General features: G+C 39.9%; 13 protein-coding genes and 1 tRNA gene. 7 read left to right on the top strand and 7 right to left on the bottom strand.

Features of this window, described 5'->3' with window-relative positions; translation table 11 throughout:
• The first annotated feature begins 49 nt into the window (after nucleotides 1–49).
• From O3746_RS08875 to O3746_RS08865, 3 genes are all read left to right on the top strand, one after another.
• A complete protein-coding gene (locus tag O3746_RS08875; RefSeq protein ID WP_049368653.1) occupies nucleotides 50–961 on the top strand; it encodes a 1,4-dihydroxy-2-naphthoate polyprenyltransferase in 912 nt (303 codons plus the stop codon).
• Between the two features lie 45 nt (nucleotides 962–1,006).
• Nucleotides 1,007–1,507 carry a ribonuclease E activity regulator RraA gene (rraA, locus tag O3746_RS08870; protein ID WP_049368652.1) on the top strand — a complete coding sequence of 167 codons (501 nt, stop codon included), beginning with the start codon at nucleotides 1,007–1,009 and terminating at the stop codon, nucleotides 1,505–1,507.
• 163 nt (nucleotides 1,508–1,670) lie between these two features.
• A complete protein-coding gene (locus tag O3746_RS08865) occupies nucleotides 1,671–3,056 on the top strand; it encodes a DASS family sodium-coupled anion symporter (protein WP_049368651.1) in 1,386 nt (461 codons plus the stop codon).
• 60 nt (nucleotides 3,057–3,116) lie between these two features.
• Here the strand turns inward: O3746_RS08865 and plsB are convergent, their stop codons facing one another.
• A complete protein-coding gene (gene plsB, locus O3746_RS08860) occupies nucleotides 3,117–5,573 on the bottom strand; it encodes a glycerol-3-phosphate 1-O-acyltransferase PlsB (protein ID WP_197560951.1) in 2,457 nt (818 codons plus the stop codon).
• A 217-nt stretch (nucleotides 5,574–5,790) separates the two neighbouring features.
• Between plsB and lexA the strand changes: the two genes are divergently transcribed.
• Together lexA and dapF are read left to right on the top strand one after the other, a co-directional pair.
• Nucleotides 5,791–6,417, top strand: coding sequence for a transcriptional repressor LexA (gene lexA, locus O3746_RS08855; RefSeq protein WP_005698192.1), 627 nt, complete (start codon nucleotides 5,791–5,793; stop codon nucleotides 6,415–6,417).
• A gap of 121 nt (nucleotides 6,418–6,538) precedes the next feature.
• Nucleotides 6,539–7,363, top strand: coding sequence for a diaminopimelate epimerase (gene dapF, locus O3746_RS08850; RefSeq protein ID WP_290959124.1), 825 nt, complete (start codon nucleotides 6,539–6,541; stop codon nucleotides 7,361–7,363).
• A 51-nt stretch (nucleotides 7,364–7,414) separates the two neighbouring features.
• On the opposite strand, the gene O3746_RS08845 is transcribed toward dapF, so the two are convergent.
• From O3746_RS08845 to dauA, 6 genes are all read right to left on the bottom strand, one after another.
• Entirely contained in the window at nucleotides 7,415–8,167 is a 753-nt protein-coding gene (locus tag O3746_RS08845) for a carbonic anhydrase (protein WP_290959121.1), read from the bottom strand.
• A gap of 154 nt (nucleotides 8,168–8,321) precedes the next feature.
• The gene (gene dusC / locus O3746_RS08840) at nucleotides 8,322–9,254 is read right to left on the bottom strand and encodes a tRNA dihydrouridine(16) synthase DusC (RefSeq protein ID WP_290993227.1); all 933 of its coding nucleotides are present in this window, start codon (nucleotides 9,252–9,254) and stop codon (nucleotides 8,322–8,324) included.
• A complete protein-coding gene (djlA, locus tag O3746_RS08835; protein ID WP_005698193.1) occupies nucleotides 9,254–10,120 on the bottom strand; it encodes a co-chaperone DjlA in 867 nt (288 codons plus the stop codon). Before djlA ends, dusC begins: the two co-directional genes overlap by 1 nt.
• Nucleotides 10,121–10,226: 106 nt before the next feature.
• On the bottom strand, nucleotides 10,227–10,868 hold the full coding sequence (pyrE, locus tag O3746_RS08830; RefSeq protein ID WP_197560953.1) for an orotate phosphoribosyltransferase: 642 nt from the start codon (nucleotides 10,866–10,868) through the stop codon (nucleotides 10,227–10,229).
• 9 nt (nucleotides 10,869–10,877) lie between these two features.
• A complete protein-coding gene (gene rph, locus O3746_RS08825; protein WP_005696880.1) occupies nucleotides 10,878–11,594 on the bottom strand; it encodes a ribonuclease PH in 717 nt (238 codons plus the stop codon).
• A 62-nt stretch (nucleotides 11,595–11,656) separates the two neighbouring features.
• Nucleotides 11,657–13,399, bottom strand: coding sequence for a C4-dicarboxylic acid transporter DauA (gene dauA, locus O3746_RS08820; protein ID WP_371448698.1), 1,743 nt, complete (start codon nucleotides 13,397–13,399; stop codon nucleotides 11,657–11,659).
• Nucleotides 13,400–13,524: 125 nt separating this feature from the next.
• Here dauA and O3746_RS08815 point away from each other — a divergent pair.
• Both O3746_RS08815 and O3746_RS08810 read left to right on the top strand, forming a co-directional pair.
• Nucleotides 13,525–13,614 (top strand) — tRNA-Ser (locus O3746_RS08815).
• A gap of 198 nt (nucleotides 13,615–13,812) precedes the next feature.
• On the top strand, nucleotides 13,813–15,027 hold the full coding sequence (locus O3746_RS08810) for a tyrosine-type recombinase/integrase (RefSeq protein WP_371448696.1): 1,215 nt from the start codon (nucleotides 13,813–13,815) through the stop codon (nucleotides 15,025–15,027).
• The last annotated feature ends 23 nt before the right edge of the window (nucleotides 15,028–15,050 follow it).

Genomic DNA, 15,050 nt, shown 5'->3' with positions numbered 1-15,050 from the left:
TCCGTGTAGAATACACCCTTTATTGTAATCAAAAGTGCGGTCAAAAAAAATGACAAATCCTAAATTGAAAATGTGGTGGGAAACCGCTCGCCCAAAAACCTTGCCTTTGGCATTAGCTTCTATTTTTACTGGTTCAGCATTGGCATATTGGGCGGATAAAGAAAGTTTTAATCTCACCGTGATGTTACTTTGCTTGCTTACTACCATTTTATTGCAAGTACTTTCTAACTTTGCTAACGATTATGGCGATCATCAAAAAGGGTCAGATACCGAAGAACGTATTGGGCCTTTACGTGGTATTCAGCAAGGTGCAATTTCTGCGAATGAGCTTAAATGGGGATTAATTTTAATGGCGGTGGGGGCGTTTTTCTCCGGCGCATTCTTAATTGGTATCGCATATCAAAGTCTTACTGATTTATTGGCCTTTGCTGGTTTGGGTATTCTTGCCATTATTGCTGCCATTACTTATACCGTAGGCGCGAAACCTTATGGTTATTTAGGTTTAGGCGATCTGTCAGTGTTGCTCTTTTTTGGACTATTAGGTGTAGGTGGAACTTATTATCTCCAAACTCACAGCATTGATAGCTTAATTATTTTACCTGCGTTAGGCTCAGGTTTATTAGCAACAGCCGTTTTAAATATCAATAATTTACGAGATATTGAGCAAGACGCTAAGGTAGGGAAAAATACTCTGGTTGTGCGTATTGGACCGAAGAAAGGACGCATTTATCACTGTGTTTTATTAAGCGTTGCCGCTTTATGTTATGTGCTATTTGCGGCCTCAACAGCATTTAGTCCTTGGCATTTCTTATTTTTATTGGCATTTCCATTGTTATTAAAACACGCATTATTTGTTTATCGAAGCAAAGAGCCCGCAGTGTTGCGTCCGATGTTGGCTCAGATGTCAATGATTTCTTTATTTATCAATATCTTGTTTAGTTTAGGCTTGCTTATCGGCTAAATCGGCTTATACTAGAGAAAAAATTTTAATGACAAGGGGTACATTATGTATATCGATACTTCAGAACTTTGTGATATTTATGCTGATCAAGTAGATGTGGTTGAGCCAATTTTTTCTAGCTTTGGTGGCGTCAGCAATTTCTACGGCAAAGTGACGACAGTAAAATGTTTTGAAAATAATGGATTAATTGCCGAGATCCTTGAAGAAAATGGTGAAGGCAGAGTGCTTGTCGTAGATGGTGGTGGTGCAGTACGTCGTGCTTTAATTGATGCAGAGCTTGCACAACTTGCCGCAGATAATGACTGGGCGGGCATCATTGTTTATGGTGCAGTGCGTCAAATTCAACAACTTGAAAATATTGATATTGGTATTCATGCGCTTGCCCCAATTCCAGTTGGTGCAGATGAAAATAATCATGGTGAAAGTGATCTTCCTGTGAATTTTGGTGGTGTAACATTCTTCCCTGAAGATTATATTTATGCCGATTTAACAGGTATCATTCTTTCACAGGAAGCATTAGATTTAGAAGACGTCGAAGAAGAATAATTTTGAAATTATTGACCTTTTTAAAGTGCGGTTAGAAATAACCGCACTTTTTTTGTTAAAATTTTTTTGAACAAGATCACATTTTAGACATTTGTTAGTTGAAAGTTTGTAACATTCATTTAACATCGAAAATAGTTCATTTGTAATCAGTTTGGAGGGACTCATGAACGAAACAAACACAACTAAAAATTATAAAAGTGGGATTATCTTTCTGCTGGCGATAGCCTGTTTTTTTATCTTATTAAAATCTTTACCTTTCGCACCTAAGGAAAATGCTGGTTTAGCATTATTAGCCTTTGTGGCGATTCTTTGGTTAACTGAGGCATTGCATGTCACAGTAACCGCTCTGTTGGTGCCATTACTTGCGATTGCACTTGATTTGGTGACAACTAAGCAAGCTTTAGTCGCGTTTGCCGATCCTACCATTTTCTTATTCTTTGGTGGCTTTGCTTTAGCGACAGCATTGCATATGCAAAAGCTTGATAAAATGATTGCTAATAAAATCATGGCGATGGCCCGTGGTAATTTATTTGTAGCTATTATGTATCTTTTCTCCATTACCGCTTTCCTTTCTATGTGGATGAGTAATACAGCAACAGCAGCCATGATGTTGCCTCTAGCGATGGGGATCTTAAGCAAACTTGATAAAGAAAAAGAACATAATACTTATGTCTTCGTATTATTAGGGATTGCATATAGTGCGAGTATTGGTGGTATGGGTACATTAGTGGGTAGCCCACCAAATGCTATCGTTGCAAGTAACTTACATTTAACCTTCTCTGATTGGTTATGGTATGGCTTACCAATTATGCTCATTTTGATGCCGTTGATGATTGGTACACTTTTCATTGTCTTTAAACCAAAACTTAATTTACATTTTGAACAAAACTTTGAACGTATTGAAATGAATGGCCAACGCGTTTTAACGCTTGTGATTTTTGCTTTGATTGCACTCTGCTGGGTATTCAGTAGCTATATCAATCCAATCATTTCAGGTGTATTTGGTCTTGCTAAAAATATCGGTAGTTTTGATAGCGTCGTCGCATTACTTGCGGCTGTCATTATTTGTTCAACCGGTGTAGCAAATTGGAAACAAATCCAAGAAAGCACTGACTGGGGCGTATTGATGCTTTTCGGGGGCGGTTTAACCTTGAGTGCGGTGTTAAAAGATTCGGGCGCAAGTAAAGTGTTAGCTGACGGTATTGTATTCTTAGTTCAAGGACAACATTACTACCTCATCGGTTTATTGGTCGCAACCTTCATTATTTTCTTAACTGAATTTACTTCCAATACGGCAAGTGCGGCGTTATTAGTACCAATCTTTATTTCTATCGCACAATCTCTCGGTATGCCGGAAATTGGTCTTGCGTTAATTATCGGTTTAGGTGCATCTTGTGCCTTCATGTTACCAGTGGCGACACCGCCAAATGCAATCGTATTTGGTACAGGTGAGGTTCGCCAAAGCGATATGGTTAAAGCTGGATTTATCTTAAATATTGTGTGTATACTCGTTATCGCGACAATAGGATATTATTTCTGGTTGAATTAATCATATAAAGAAAAGGGCGTGTTGGATATTCAACACGCCCTTTTATTATTTCAGTAAAGATTATTCATCTTTATTTGATTTATCCTCTTCTTCTACTTCAATCTCAACTTCATCTGCTTTATCTGCTGCGCCGTTGATTGTTAAGCAAATCTCGCTAGAAATTAAATGCTCTAAGATTGTTGCTAGTTCGTGTAATTTTTCTTTGTCATCATCGAAATAACCTTCTTCTTTTAAGTTAGCAATGAAGGCTGAGAATACCGCTTTATCAAAGAACTCTGGTGCGTTAATACCGTGTAATACAGAAAGACGCTGTGCCACTAATTGGCTTTCTTTTTCTAATAAGCCACGAGCAATTCCAGGATCTCTACGTAAAATACTCACAGTGATGTAGTAACGTTGTAAGATTTCACGCATACCGGCAGACCAAAGTTGTAAAATACGAACTTTAGCGCGGTGGATAGATAATAAATTATCATTGGCTTGGATAACATCCTGACGCGCAAATTCATCAATAATGGCTTTAATTTGTGTATTTAATTCTTCTTCATTGAAATGAAGGAAGAGTTCGCCTTTTAAGAATGGATAAATTTTACGTACTGCATCCAATAATAAATCTTTTTGGATTGCTTCATAATGTAAAACGATACTCGCAACAAGTGAAGGTAACACAAATAAGTGTTGAATATTATTGCGGTAATACGTCATAAGAACAGCAGAATTACGTTCTAAGCGAATAATTTCTCCAAAGTTATCTTTTTCAACTAACACACCCACACGATCTAAGCTTAATACGTGGTCAAGCATCGCTTTTGGTGTATCAGTTGGCAGTACCACATCTGTAGAATACGGTACATTTTTTAACATTTCTTGATAACTAGATAGTTGTTCTAATAGTTGCTCATGAGAAAGTGCACGTTGACGAGAAGAGAGCAGAGCGGTCCCTACTAAATTCATCGCATTGACTGCAGCAGCTTTATTAATATTCACCATCACTTGATTAGAAACCGATCCAACTGCATGGTTAAACCAGTGTGGTTTATCTTCATGATGTTGCTCTTTCCATTCTGGATAATGGTGATTGAGGTAATTGGAAAGTGTGATTGGCTCACCGAAATTCACAAAGCCTTGACCTAAATTACGTAATTTTTTAATCACACGTAAAACTAAGCCAGCATTTTCTTTTTCTTTCGCTGCGCCACGTAATTCTTTCGCGTAAGTATCTACTTCTAATACGTGCTCATAACCGATATACACAGGCACCACAGAAATTGGACGAGTTTGGTTATGTTGAAGCGCTTGTAGTGTCATCGACATCATACCGGTTTTCGGTGCAAGCAAGCGACCTGTACGAGAACGACCACCTTCAATGAAGTATTCGACGGAATAACCTCGGTGGAATAATTCCCCTAAATACTCACGGAAGATTGCAGAGTAAAGGCGGTTACCTTTAAACGTACGGCGAATAAAGAATGCCCCCCAGCTACGGAATAAAGGACCTGCTGGCCAGAAGTTTAAGTTAATCCCTGCTGCAATGTGTGGCGGTACAAGACCTTGGTGATAGAGCACATAAGAAAGCAATAAATAGTCAATGTGACTACGGTGACAAGGCACATAAACAATCTCATGTCCTTCTAATGCTAATTTACGTACTCGGTCGGCATTTTGTACATCAATACCAGAATACAGTTTGTTCCATAACCAACGTAAGAAACGATCCGCCGCACGAAGGCTTGAATGGCTTACATTAGCCGCTATTTCATGAAGAATTTTTTCGGCTTCAGCATAGGCTTTCTCACGGCTGATATTTTTTGATTTTGCCTCATCTTCAATCGCATTTTGAATTGCTTGAGAATTTAAGAGCTTATTAAACATCGCTTCGCGGTTTGGCAAACGAGGTCCAGTCGCGGAAATGCGTTGTTTCGCAAAGTGCATTTTAGCCACGCGAGCCAGTTTTTGTGCAATTTTTTCATCTGAACCGTGCTCATTTACCATGTAACGCAAAGAAAGTGCTTGAGAAAAACGCACAAAAGTATCACGTCCAAACCAAATGGCCGCAAAGGTTTTTTGAAGACCATTTAATAAGCGAAGATTAGGTAAGCTTGCTTTATCTTCTTTACCTGGTGAACGCCCCCAAAGCACAGAAACAGGGATCAGTTGTACATCTAAATCAGCAACATCACGGTGCAACTCTAAATATTTATTGAAGACTTTGACAGTTTCATCTTTTGCGCCTTTTGATTTAAAAAAGCGGCGACCTTCGTCTAAATAGACATAACGTGGTAATGCTACGCCATCAATCACATTCTTTTCAGCTGGATCAGGTAAACCGACGCTCAAACAGTTACGACGGAAAATCACGAAGTCAGTTTGAGAGGTATAAGGTAAAACGTAAAGAATGGGTTGATTGATATTGAGTTGAAGCTCTTCGATGGGTTGAGCGGGAATAGGATTATTTTTTACTAGAACCGAAAGCGGTAATTCTAATAATTTACGATAAGTACTTACGATGCCAGACATAATTAATATTCTCTTTTTGTTAGACATTTCTAGGTATTGTCTGGCATTTTAACACATTCGACCAGTCAAATTCTAAAAATTTACATTTGAGATTTATGATGAACACGCAAAATATGAAAAAAATTGACCGCACTTTTATGACTAGAAAATAGTTGTTGCAATTGCCATCTTTCTGTATATACTAACAGTTATTCTGTATAAAGTAACAGGAGTGTATATGAGACCATTAACTGCCAGACAACAAGAAGTGCTGGAACTCTTAAAACGCCATTTAGAAACCACGGGTATGCCGCCTACTCGTGCAGAAATTTCTCGCGAATTAGGTTTTAAATCCCCTAATGCGGCAGAAGAACACTTAAAAGCACTTGCCCGCAAAGGTGCAATTGAAATTGTTGCTGGAGCTTCTCGCGGTATTCGCATTATTGATGACAGTGCAAATGATGAGGAAGAAGAGGGCTTACCACTCATTGGTCGCGTGGCCGCAGGGGAACCGATTTTAGCGGAGCAACATATTGAAGGTACTTATCGTGTTGATGCCAATATGTTTAAGCCACAAGCTGATTTCTTATTAAAAGTATATGGTCAATCCATGAAAGATATCGGCATTTTAGATGGCGATCTTCTTGCCGTGCATAGCACAAAAGATGTGCGAAATGGGCAGATTGTTGTCGCAAGAATTGAAGATGAAGTAACAGTAAAACGCCTAGAACGTAAAGGTTCAGTTATTTATCTGCATGCAGAAAATGAAGAGTTTCAGCCGATAGTGGTGAATCTTGAAGAACAACCTCATTTTGAAATTGAAGGGATTGCAGTAGGGATCATTCGTAATAACGCTTGGATGTAATGATGAAAGTGCGGAGAGAAAATAAAGTGTTTTTTGACCGCACTTTGTCTATTCTGGCTATTTGCCATTCGGCTTATTGCTCTCTATAATGCCAAAAAATTTTCAAATCAAGGAAGGAAACATGCAGTTTTCCAAAATGCATGGCCTTGGCAATGACTTTGTCGTTGTTGATGCTGTGACACAAAATGCCTATTTTACCCCTGAAACCATTAAACGCTTAGCCGATCGTCATCGTGGCATTGGTTTTGATCAGCTTTTAATTGTTGAGCCTCCTTATGATCCAGATTTAGATTTCCATTACCGTATATTTAATGCAGATGGCAGTGAAGTATCGCAATGTGGAAACGGGGCAAGATGTTTTGCGCGTTTTGTGACTTTAAAAGGGCTGACCAATAAAAAGGATATTGCAGTAAGCACACAAAAAGGAAAAATGGTTTTAACGGTAAAAGAAGATGGGCAAATTCGCGTCAATATGGGTGAACCAATTTGGGAACCGAATAAAATTCCTTTTACAGCCAACAAATTTGAAAAAAACTATATTTTACGTACCGATGTTCAAACGGTGCTTTGTGGTGCAGTATCAATGGGCAATCCACATTGCGTTGTTCAAGTGGATAATATTGAAACGGCCAATGTAGCAGAGTTAGGTCCACTCTTAGAAAGCCACGAACGTTTTCCTGAAAGGGTAAACGCTGGATTTATGGAAGTCGTCAATCGTAACCACATTAAGTTGCGTGTATATGAGCGTGGTGCTGGTGAAACGCAAGCTTGTGGCAGTGGGGCGTGCGCAGCGGCAGCTGTTGGGATGATGCAAGGTTTACTGGATAACAAAGTGCAAGTTGATCTACCTGGTGGTAGCTTGCTTATTGAATGGGAAGGCGTAGGCTCACCGCTTTATATGACTGGCGATGCGACTCATATCTATGATGGCAACATTCACCTTTAATCTTTCTAATCTGAATAAAAAATGCGTGGAAACTATCCACGCATTTTTTATTTATTGTTCAACTTCCACATCACGCTGATTTAATGGTTGCGTTGGGCGGTTGTTTTTCCCTTCCATTTCTTCTATCGCAGCAATTTGTGCCTTGCTTGCTTGAATTGGTGATTTAAAAATGGTCCAAGCCACGTTTTCACTACAAGGTGGAGTAGTGAGAGATCCATTTAAGCGGAAGCGTGCCATCTCTTTTGGCATTAGCGCTTTAATATCAATCTGTTGAGTCAATTTTTCTTTTTGTCCAACGGTAAGTTTTTTCTCAACGACTGGCGCTAATGCTGGATTAGCTTCACCTTCATTGACCATTACGGCAACAACCGCTAATGCTTTATCTTCACTTTGATGGACAAAATGAATTTCTAAAGGATAATGTTGACGTTTAAAGGTATGTTCACTTGGTGTGTGAAAGTGAAATTGTTTTAAATAAAATGGTTTATTGTTGAGCGTAATAAATGGTGCATTTTCTTGTGTAACACTGACTTGCACAGTATGTCCATTGTTTTCTACTTGATAAGCTGCAGGGAAATAATTCATCTTAAGTGGTTTATTTGCCACTTTCATGCTGTTATCAGCTTCGAGATTAACAGGCGACTGAACCTTCCCTAGCTTACAGGTTTGATATTCGGTGAGCAAATCACCCCAATGTTCAGGGCTTTCTTTTCCATTATAAGACCAATGCGCTTTATGCGTTTGGGCAAATGATGTTGCACTTAATGCGATAAGTAAGCTTGAAAGCAATAGACGAGTCTTCATAAGGCACCTCTCCTTTTTTGTGGTATATGCCTCATCGATTCTACTGATTCTGCATGATAGCTTTTTGATTTTGGTCAAGTTTTGTTTGACTGTAAGCACTCATCGTACGAGTGGGGATAATGCTAAAAAAGCCGTCTATTTTGATCGCACTTTTTTAGCTCTGACAGAGTCGTTCTCTCAGCTCTTCTGCTGTTTTGCTGGTTTTAATTCGCTCAAAAACGATATCTGCTTCAGGATATTCTTTATTGAGATAGCGTAGCCATTGTTTGATTCGGGCAACATGATAAAAACCAGAATCATGGAAATTTTCCATTTCCGCATATTTTTGCAAGATTTTTTGAATATCCACCCAAGGCATTTTTTCGCAATTTTGTTTGAGTACAAGGCTTAAGTTTGGGATATTTAATGCACCACGCCCGACCATTAGATCTTCGCAGCCGGTCGCTTTCAAACATGCTTGACCATCTTCCCAGCGCCAAATTTCACCATTAGCAATCACAGGGATCGTCAAGCGAGATCTCACTTCACCGATTTTTTCCCAATTGATGCGATCGGCACGATAGCCATCGGCTTTAGTTCGACCGTGAATAGTGATTTCAGTGGCGCCACCTTGTTGTACGGCATCAGCAATTTCAAACGCTTGTGAAGTACAATCCCAACCTAATCTTACTTTCACACTGACAGGTAAATGACTAGGTACGGTTTTTCGTAAGGCTAGAGTCGCTTGATAAATTAATTCAGGTTGTTTGAGAAGTGCTGCTCCTCCGTTGCTCCCATTAACGGTTTTGGATGGGCAGCCACAATTTAAATCAATACCATGTGATCCAAGCTCAATGGCGTGATTAGCATTTTCAGCAAGACAGTTCGGATGTTGACCTAAAAGTTGGACACGAACAGGTGTTTTAGAAGGGGTAAAGCCCTGGTTTTTGAGTTCAGGGCAAAGACGATAAAAGACTTTTTCGGGTAAGAGTTGATCCACCACGCGGACAAATTCGGTGATGCAGAGATCGTATTCATTCACTTCAGTTAGAAGTTGGCGAACGAAAGGATCAAGCACCCCTTGCATAGGGGCGAGGATAACACGCACTATTTCCAGCCTTTCACTTTACAAATTAAATCGTAAGCGGCCTGGATTTGTTGCGCTTTTTCTTTAGCCATCTCCATCATTTCTGGCGGTAAGCCTTTCGCAACTAATTTATCCGGGTGATGTTCATTCATTAAACGACGATATGCACGTTTTACGGCATTGCGATCATCACTTTCACTCACGCCCAATACTTTATAAGCATCACTTAATGTTGGGCCTGAAGATTGTTGGTATCCGCCCTGTTGTTGGTATTGGTAACCACCTTGCTGTTGATAACCGCCTTGTTGGTATTGGCGATAGAATCCACCTTGGGTAAATTGGCGAGCCGCAATTTCCATTGCCAGCATTTGCTCAAACTGCATACGGGAAAGACCAAGTTCTTCGGCTACCACATAAAGCACTTCTTTTTCTGACTCATGTAATTGAGAATCAGCAAAGGCAGCCTGCACTTGCACGTGTAAGAACATTCTCAGTAAGTCAGCACGTTGTCCACATCCAATGCGGAATTCACGAATCACCTGGCGTAAAGGGAAATCGGCTTCTTTACCGCGACGAAAGGCCTCTTGAGCGAGTTTGCGATGGCTCTCATCTAATTGCATCTGGTTCATCAACTGATTCGCCAGTTGAATATCTTCTTCCGTCACACGACCTTTGGATTTACTTAAATGCCCAAGTACCGCAAAAGTAGTTTGCATAAAGAGTGCTTGTCGGGTCGTTTTTTTCTTAAAAAAGCTAGAGTTAACCGAACCAAGCTCATAGAGTTTTTTATCTGCGATGGAGCCTAAAATAAGTCCAGCGATAGCGCCGAAAAAGCCCCCCCATTTAAAACCGAGAAAAACGCCGATAATCTTTCCAAAAAAATACATTCTTTTCCCCTAAAGTGCGGTCAAAAGGTCTTTTGACAATAATGGGCAGACGCTAATGTCTGCCCTTACATTAATATGGCTTTATTCTTATTTTTCAAGTAATAAATTACACACCATAACTTTCACGATAAGCCCGCATCGCAGGTAAATATTGCTGATAATCGGGTTCTTTTTCAATGAATTGCATTAAATCATCCAAATCAATAATGGAAAGCACTTGGCATTGATAGTCGCGTTCCACTTCTTGGATGGCAGAAAGTTCCCCTTTGCCTTTTTCCTGACGATTTAATGCAATAAAGACAGCGACTAATTTCGCGTGATTGGCTTCAAGAAGTGCCATGGATTCACGAATGGCTGTGCCAGCTGTAATGACATCATCGACTAACAACACATTGCCTGTTAATGGGCTACCGATCAAATTACCGCCTTCACCGTGATCTTTGGCTTCTTTGCGATTAAAGCAAACAGGTGTATCACGGTTAAATTGATTGAATAGTGCAATGGAAACGCTCGTCGCAATCGGAATGCCTTTATAGGCAGGTCCAAAAATGACATCAAAATCGACCGCACTTGATTGAATTGCTTTCGCGTAGTATTCACCTAAGCGAGCAAGATCTGCGCCAGTACTAAACAATCCAGCATTGAAAAAATAAGGACTTTTTCGACCTGATTTTAGGGTAAATTCACCAAATTTGAGCACTTGGCGACTCAACGCGAATTTAATAAATTCGATTTTGTAGCTTTCCATTTTTTGTTCCTATAAACCTAATGCTTCACGTTGTGCAGCGAAGATTTGTTCGCAGCCTTGTTTTGCTAAGCCTAATAAGGTGAGTAATTCTTCGTGGCTGAATGGTTCACCTTCTGCAGTACCTTGCACTTCGATCATGCGACCATCTTCCATCATTACAACGTTCATATCTGTTTCAGCGGCTGAGTCTTCTACATATTCCAAATCACATACAGCCTCACCCTCAACAATTCCAACTGAAATTGCAGCAACGAGACCTTTGATTGGATTGGTTTTTAATGTGCCGTTAGCGATTAAACCGTTGATAGCATCACATAAAGCCACTGCTGCACCAGTGATAGAAGCTGTTCTTGTACCGCCATCCGCTTGAATCACGTCGCAGTCTAAGGTAATAGAACGTTCGCCAAGAGCCTCTAAGTCAACCATGGCACGTAATGAACGTGCAATTAAACGTTGAATTTCCATGGTGCGTCCACCTTGTTTGCCTTTTGCGGCCTCACGTTGCATACGGCTGTGTGTAGAGCGTGGCAACATGCCATATTCTGCTGTCACCCAACCTTGATTTTGTCCTTTTAAGAAACGCGGTACGCTTTCATCAACACTTGCCGTACATAAAACTTTAGTATCACCAAATTCCACTAATACTGAGCCTTCAGCATGTTTCGTGTAATTACGGGTGATTTTAATTGGACGAGGCTGATGATTTTCACGATTATTTGGACGCATTCTGAATTCCTTTATTTTTATTGATAAAAAAGCGTGCCTATTTTAGCACGCTTTTTAGTGTTTTATGGATTTGCTTGTTCAAACTCACGAATTTTATTAAACACATCTTGTAAATCTGTACCATAGTTAATTTTTTGCAATTCAGGCACAGAGTTAGATTTTACTAACATTCTGAGTGGTTGGAATTGCATATTGCATAAGTAGATCTGTTGATGTGGCAACATATGTTGTACAAAGTGGGTGAGTGCATGAATGCCCCCAGTATCCAGAACAGTCACGGCATCGCATTGTAATACGATATGTTTTATCTCGTGATCGGTATGTACAGTTTTATCGTGCAAATCCGCAAAGAGTTTATCTGCCGCAGCAAAGAATAATGGACCACTTATACGATAAGCTAACACATCATTTAGATCTTCTGGAACGGGTTGTTCAATCGTTTTTGTCATTTCTGCAATGGTACGGATAAATAAGAGGCTCGCTAATAATACGCCGACAGAGATGGCGATTACCATATCAAATAACACAGTGAGAATTAAGCAAGTGAACAACACAGCAATTTCGTTTTTTGTGGAGCGACGCGCCAAACGAATGATTTCAGGTACATTCGCCATATGCCAAGCTACCATTAATAGCAATGCAGCCATAGAAGAGAGTGGTAAATAAGACAGGGCATTCGCAAAGAATAATAACGAGAATAAAACTAAGAGTGCATGAATTACACTGGCTATTGGTGATACCGCTCCAGATTTTACATTGGCTGCGGAACGTGCAATTGCCGCGGTTGCCGTAATGCCGCCTAAGAATGGTGAAATAATATTACCTAAACCTTGGGCGAGTAATTCATTATTGGAATGATGTTTGGTATCCGTCATGTTATCTAAAATAACCGCACAAAGTAGCGACTCAATCGCGCCTAATACCGCCATTGAAAAGGCGGCTGGTAAGATATCTTGTATGCGATCAAAATTCCAATTGATGACTTCACCTTGTGCGTTAGGAATATTCCAAGGTAAGGCAAATTCAGGCAAGACACTAGGGATACCATGTCCTGTTGTACCATCAGATAAGGTATATTGGAATGCCGTACCAATAGTTTCAACCGAGAAACCAAATTGTCCTAAGACTAATGCCATGAGTGTCCCAATAATGACCGCAGGTAAATGACCTGGCACGGGTAAACGAAGCTTATGCCATTGGGTGAGTACAAACAAGGTGACCACACCAACAGCGGTATCAGCCCAGTTAATCGTTGGAAGTGCGGTCAAAATAGCTTGCACTTTTTCAATATAGTGAGGTGGCATCTGAGCAATGTCTAAACCTAAGAAATCTTTGATTTGCAAGGTGCCGATGGTGATCCCAATTCCGCAGGTAAAGCCAAGTGTAACGGGGAGAGGAATGTACTCAATGAGTCGTCCCAATCGAGACAACGCCATGATGACTAAAATAATTCCCGAAAGTAGCGTTGCCATGAGTAATCCGCTGAGTCCAAATTGTTGGGTAACGGGATATAAAATCACGACAAATGCGGCGGTTGGTCCGGAAATATTAAAACGTGATCCACCGGTTAACGCAATTACGATCCCTGCTACGATAGCGGTATAAAGACCGTGTTGTGGCGGAACACCGCTGGCGATTGCCAAGGCCATGGAGAGGGGAATCGCAATAACTCCCACGGTGAGGCCCGCGATAATATCTTTAATCAATTTTTGTTTTCCGTAACCTTCACGGAAAGATTCTTTCAATGCGCTAAATGGTTTTACGGCCAAAAACACATTTTTAGAAAAGAGTGATTTGATTTGCATAAAAATACGACGATGGAAAAGAGATAAGTTTATATTTTAGCTAAAAGGAAAAGGATTTTTTATGTTCTAGCTCAAAAAACTTGACTAATCTTGGATAAATCTTTATATTTCACGCACTTCAAAACGGTGAGATGTCCGAGTGGTTGAAGGAGCACGCCTGGAAAGCGTGTATGTGCGAAAGTGCATCGGGGGTTCGAATCCCCCTCTCACCGCCATGAACCTTGTCAAATAATGTCTTTCTTGTCAAAAAACAACGTAAAAACAATGATTTAGTTATCTCTAATCTGTTTCTTTCGTTGGTCTATGTTTGTCTTTGTTTCCGTTTTTAACTCCCTAATTTACTCCCTCACTTTTTGGGCGTTTTTCGAGGGAGTTAAAACGGCTAAGTTTTAATCAAACAAAGGCTTTTTATCATGAAATTAAATAAACCATTCACAGACACTTTTTTACAGTCCCTAAAATCCAAAGCGAAAGAATACACAAAGCACGATGGCAAAGAATCCGGCTTAATGATTAGGGTAAAACCAAATAAAACGAAAACCTTTTACTTTGTTTATTCTTTTACTGGGAAATATAAGAAAATGAGCTTAGGAGAATATCCTACACTTTCTTTAACTTTTGCCCGTGAAATGGTGAAAGAATACAAAGGGCTTATTTATAGAAATATTGATCCGCTTGCTTATCGGAAAACATTACAAAACCCAGTAGAGGAAAAGAAACTCACTTTTTCAGAAATGGCCGAGAAATGGCGTGATAAACGCTTAAAACAAGGTAAATTCAAAGCTCAGACAATTAATGAGTCCTTTCGCCGTGTAGAACTCCACTTGTTTTCAAAGATTGGGAATTTACCGATTGATGAAGCAAATTTGAAAACCTTTGAACCCGCGCTTGCACCGTTAAAGAACTCAAATACACTTTACAAAATAAACATTGCGATTAATCAGATTTTCAGAATGGCAGAGGATGAAGATTTGATTGTTAAGAATCCGTTTCGGAAAATTCATGATGAATTTACCTACATTGAAACTAAGAATCACCCGACACTTACACCAGAAGACTTGCCACATTTATTTAGAGTATTGCAAGGCACAGATTTGAAGAAACCAACTGCACTTTTAATTGAATGGCAATTATTAAGTATTTTGCGTAGTTCTGAGGCGGTTAGTATTGAATGGGCTGATATTGACTGGGAAGCGAAAGCCCTACATATTCCAGCTGAACGAATGAAAGGCGGTAAACGACCGCACAGTATACCGCTTTCTTCTCAGGCCTTGAATGTGTTAGACCAAATGCGCCGTTATACCGGAAATCGTAAATATGTGTTTTGTTCACGCATTGCACCTTTCAATAAACCGATGAATAGCGGGGCTGCAAATGTAGCCTTGAAGCGAATGGGATTTAAGGATTTATTGGTTGCGCATGGTTTGCGCAGTATCGCTAGCACCTATTTACATGAATTAGACCGATTTTCATCTGAAGCGATTGAATTATGTTTATCTCATGAAAATAGGGGGAAAGTCCGAAAAGCTTACGATAAATCGAAGAAGTGGAAATCAAGACAAACTATTATGCAATGTTGGGGCGATTATGTAGAGCAATGTAAACTAGAAGCTATGAAAGCAGGATAAACCAACAAGGGCGGGCAACCGCC

Origin of the sequence: Haemophilus sp. 27098_8_127 (genome assembly GCF_041433495.1) — a bacterium.
GTDB lineage: Bacteria > Pseudomonadota > Gammaproteobacteria > Enterobacterales > Pasteurellaceae > Haemophilus_D.
Note: the sequence above shows the minus strand (reverse complement) of the source record. Positions and strands in the feature narration are given on the sequence as shown.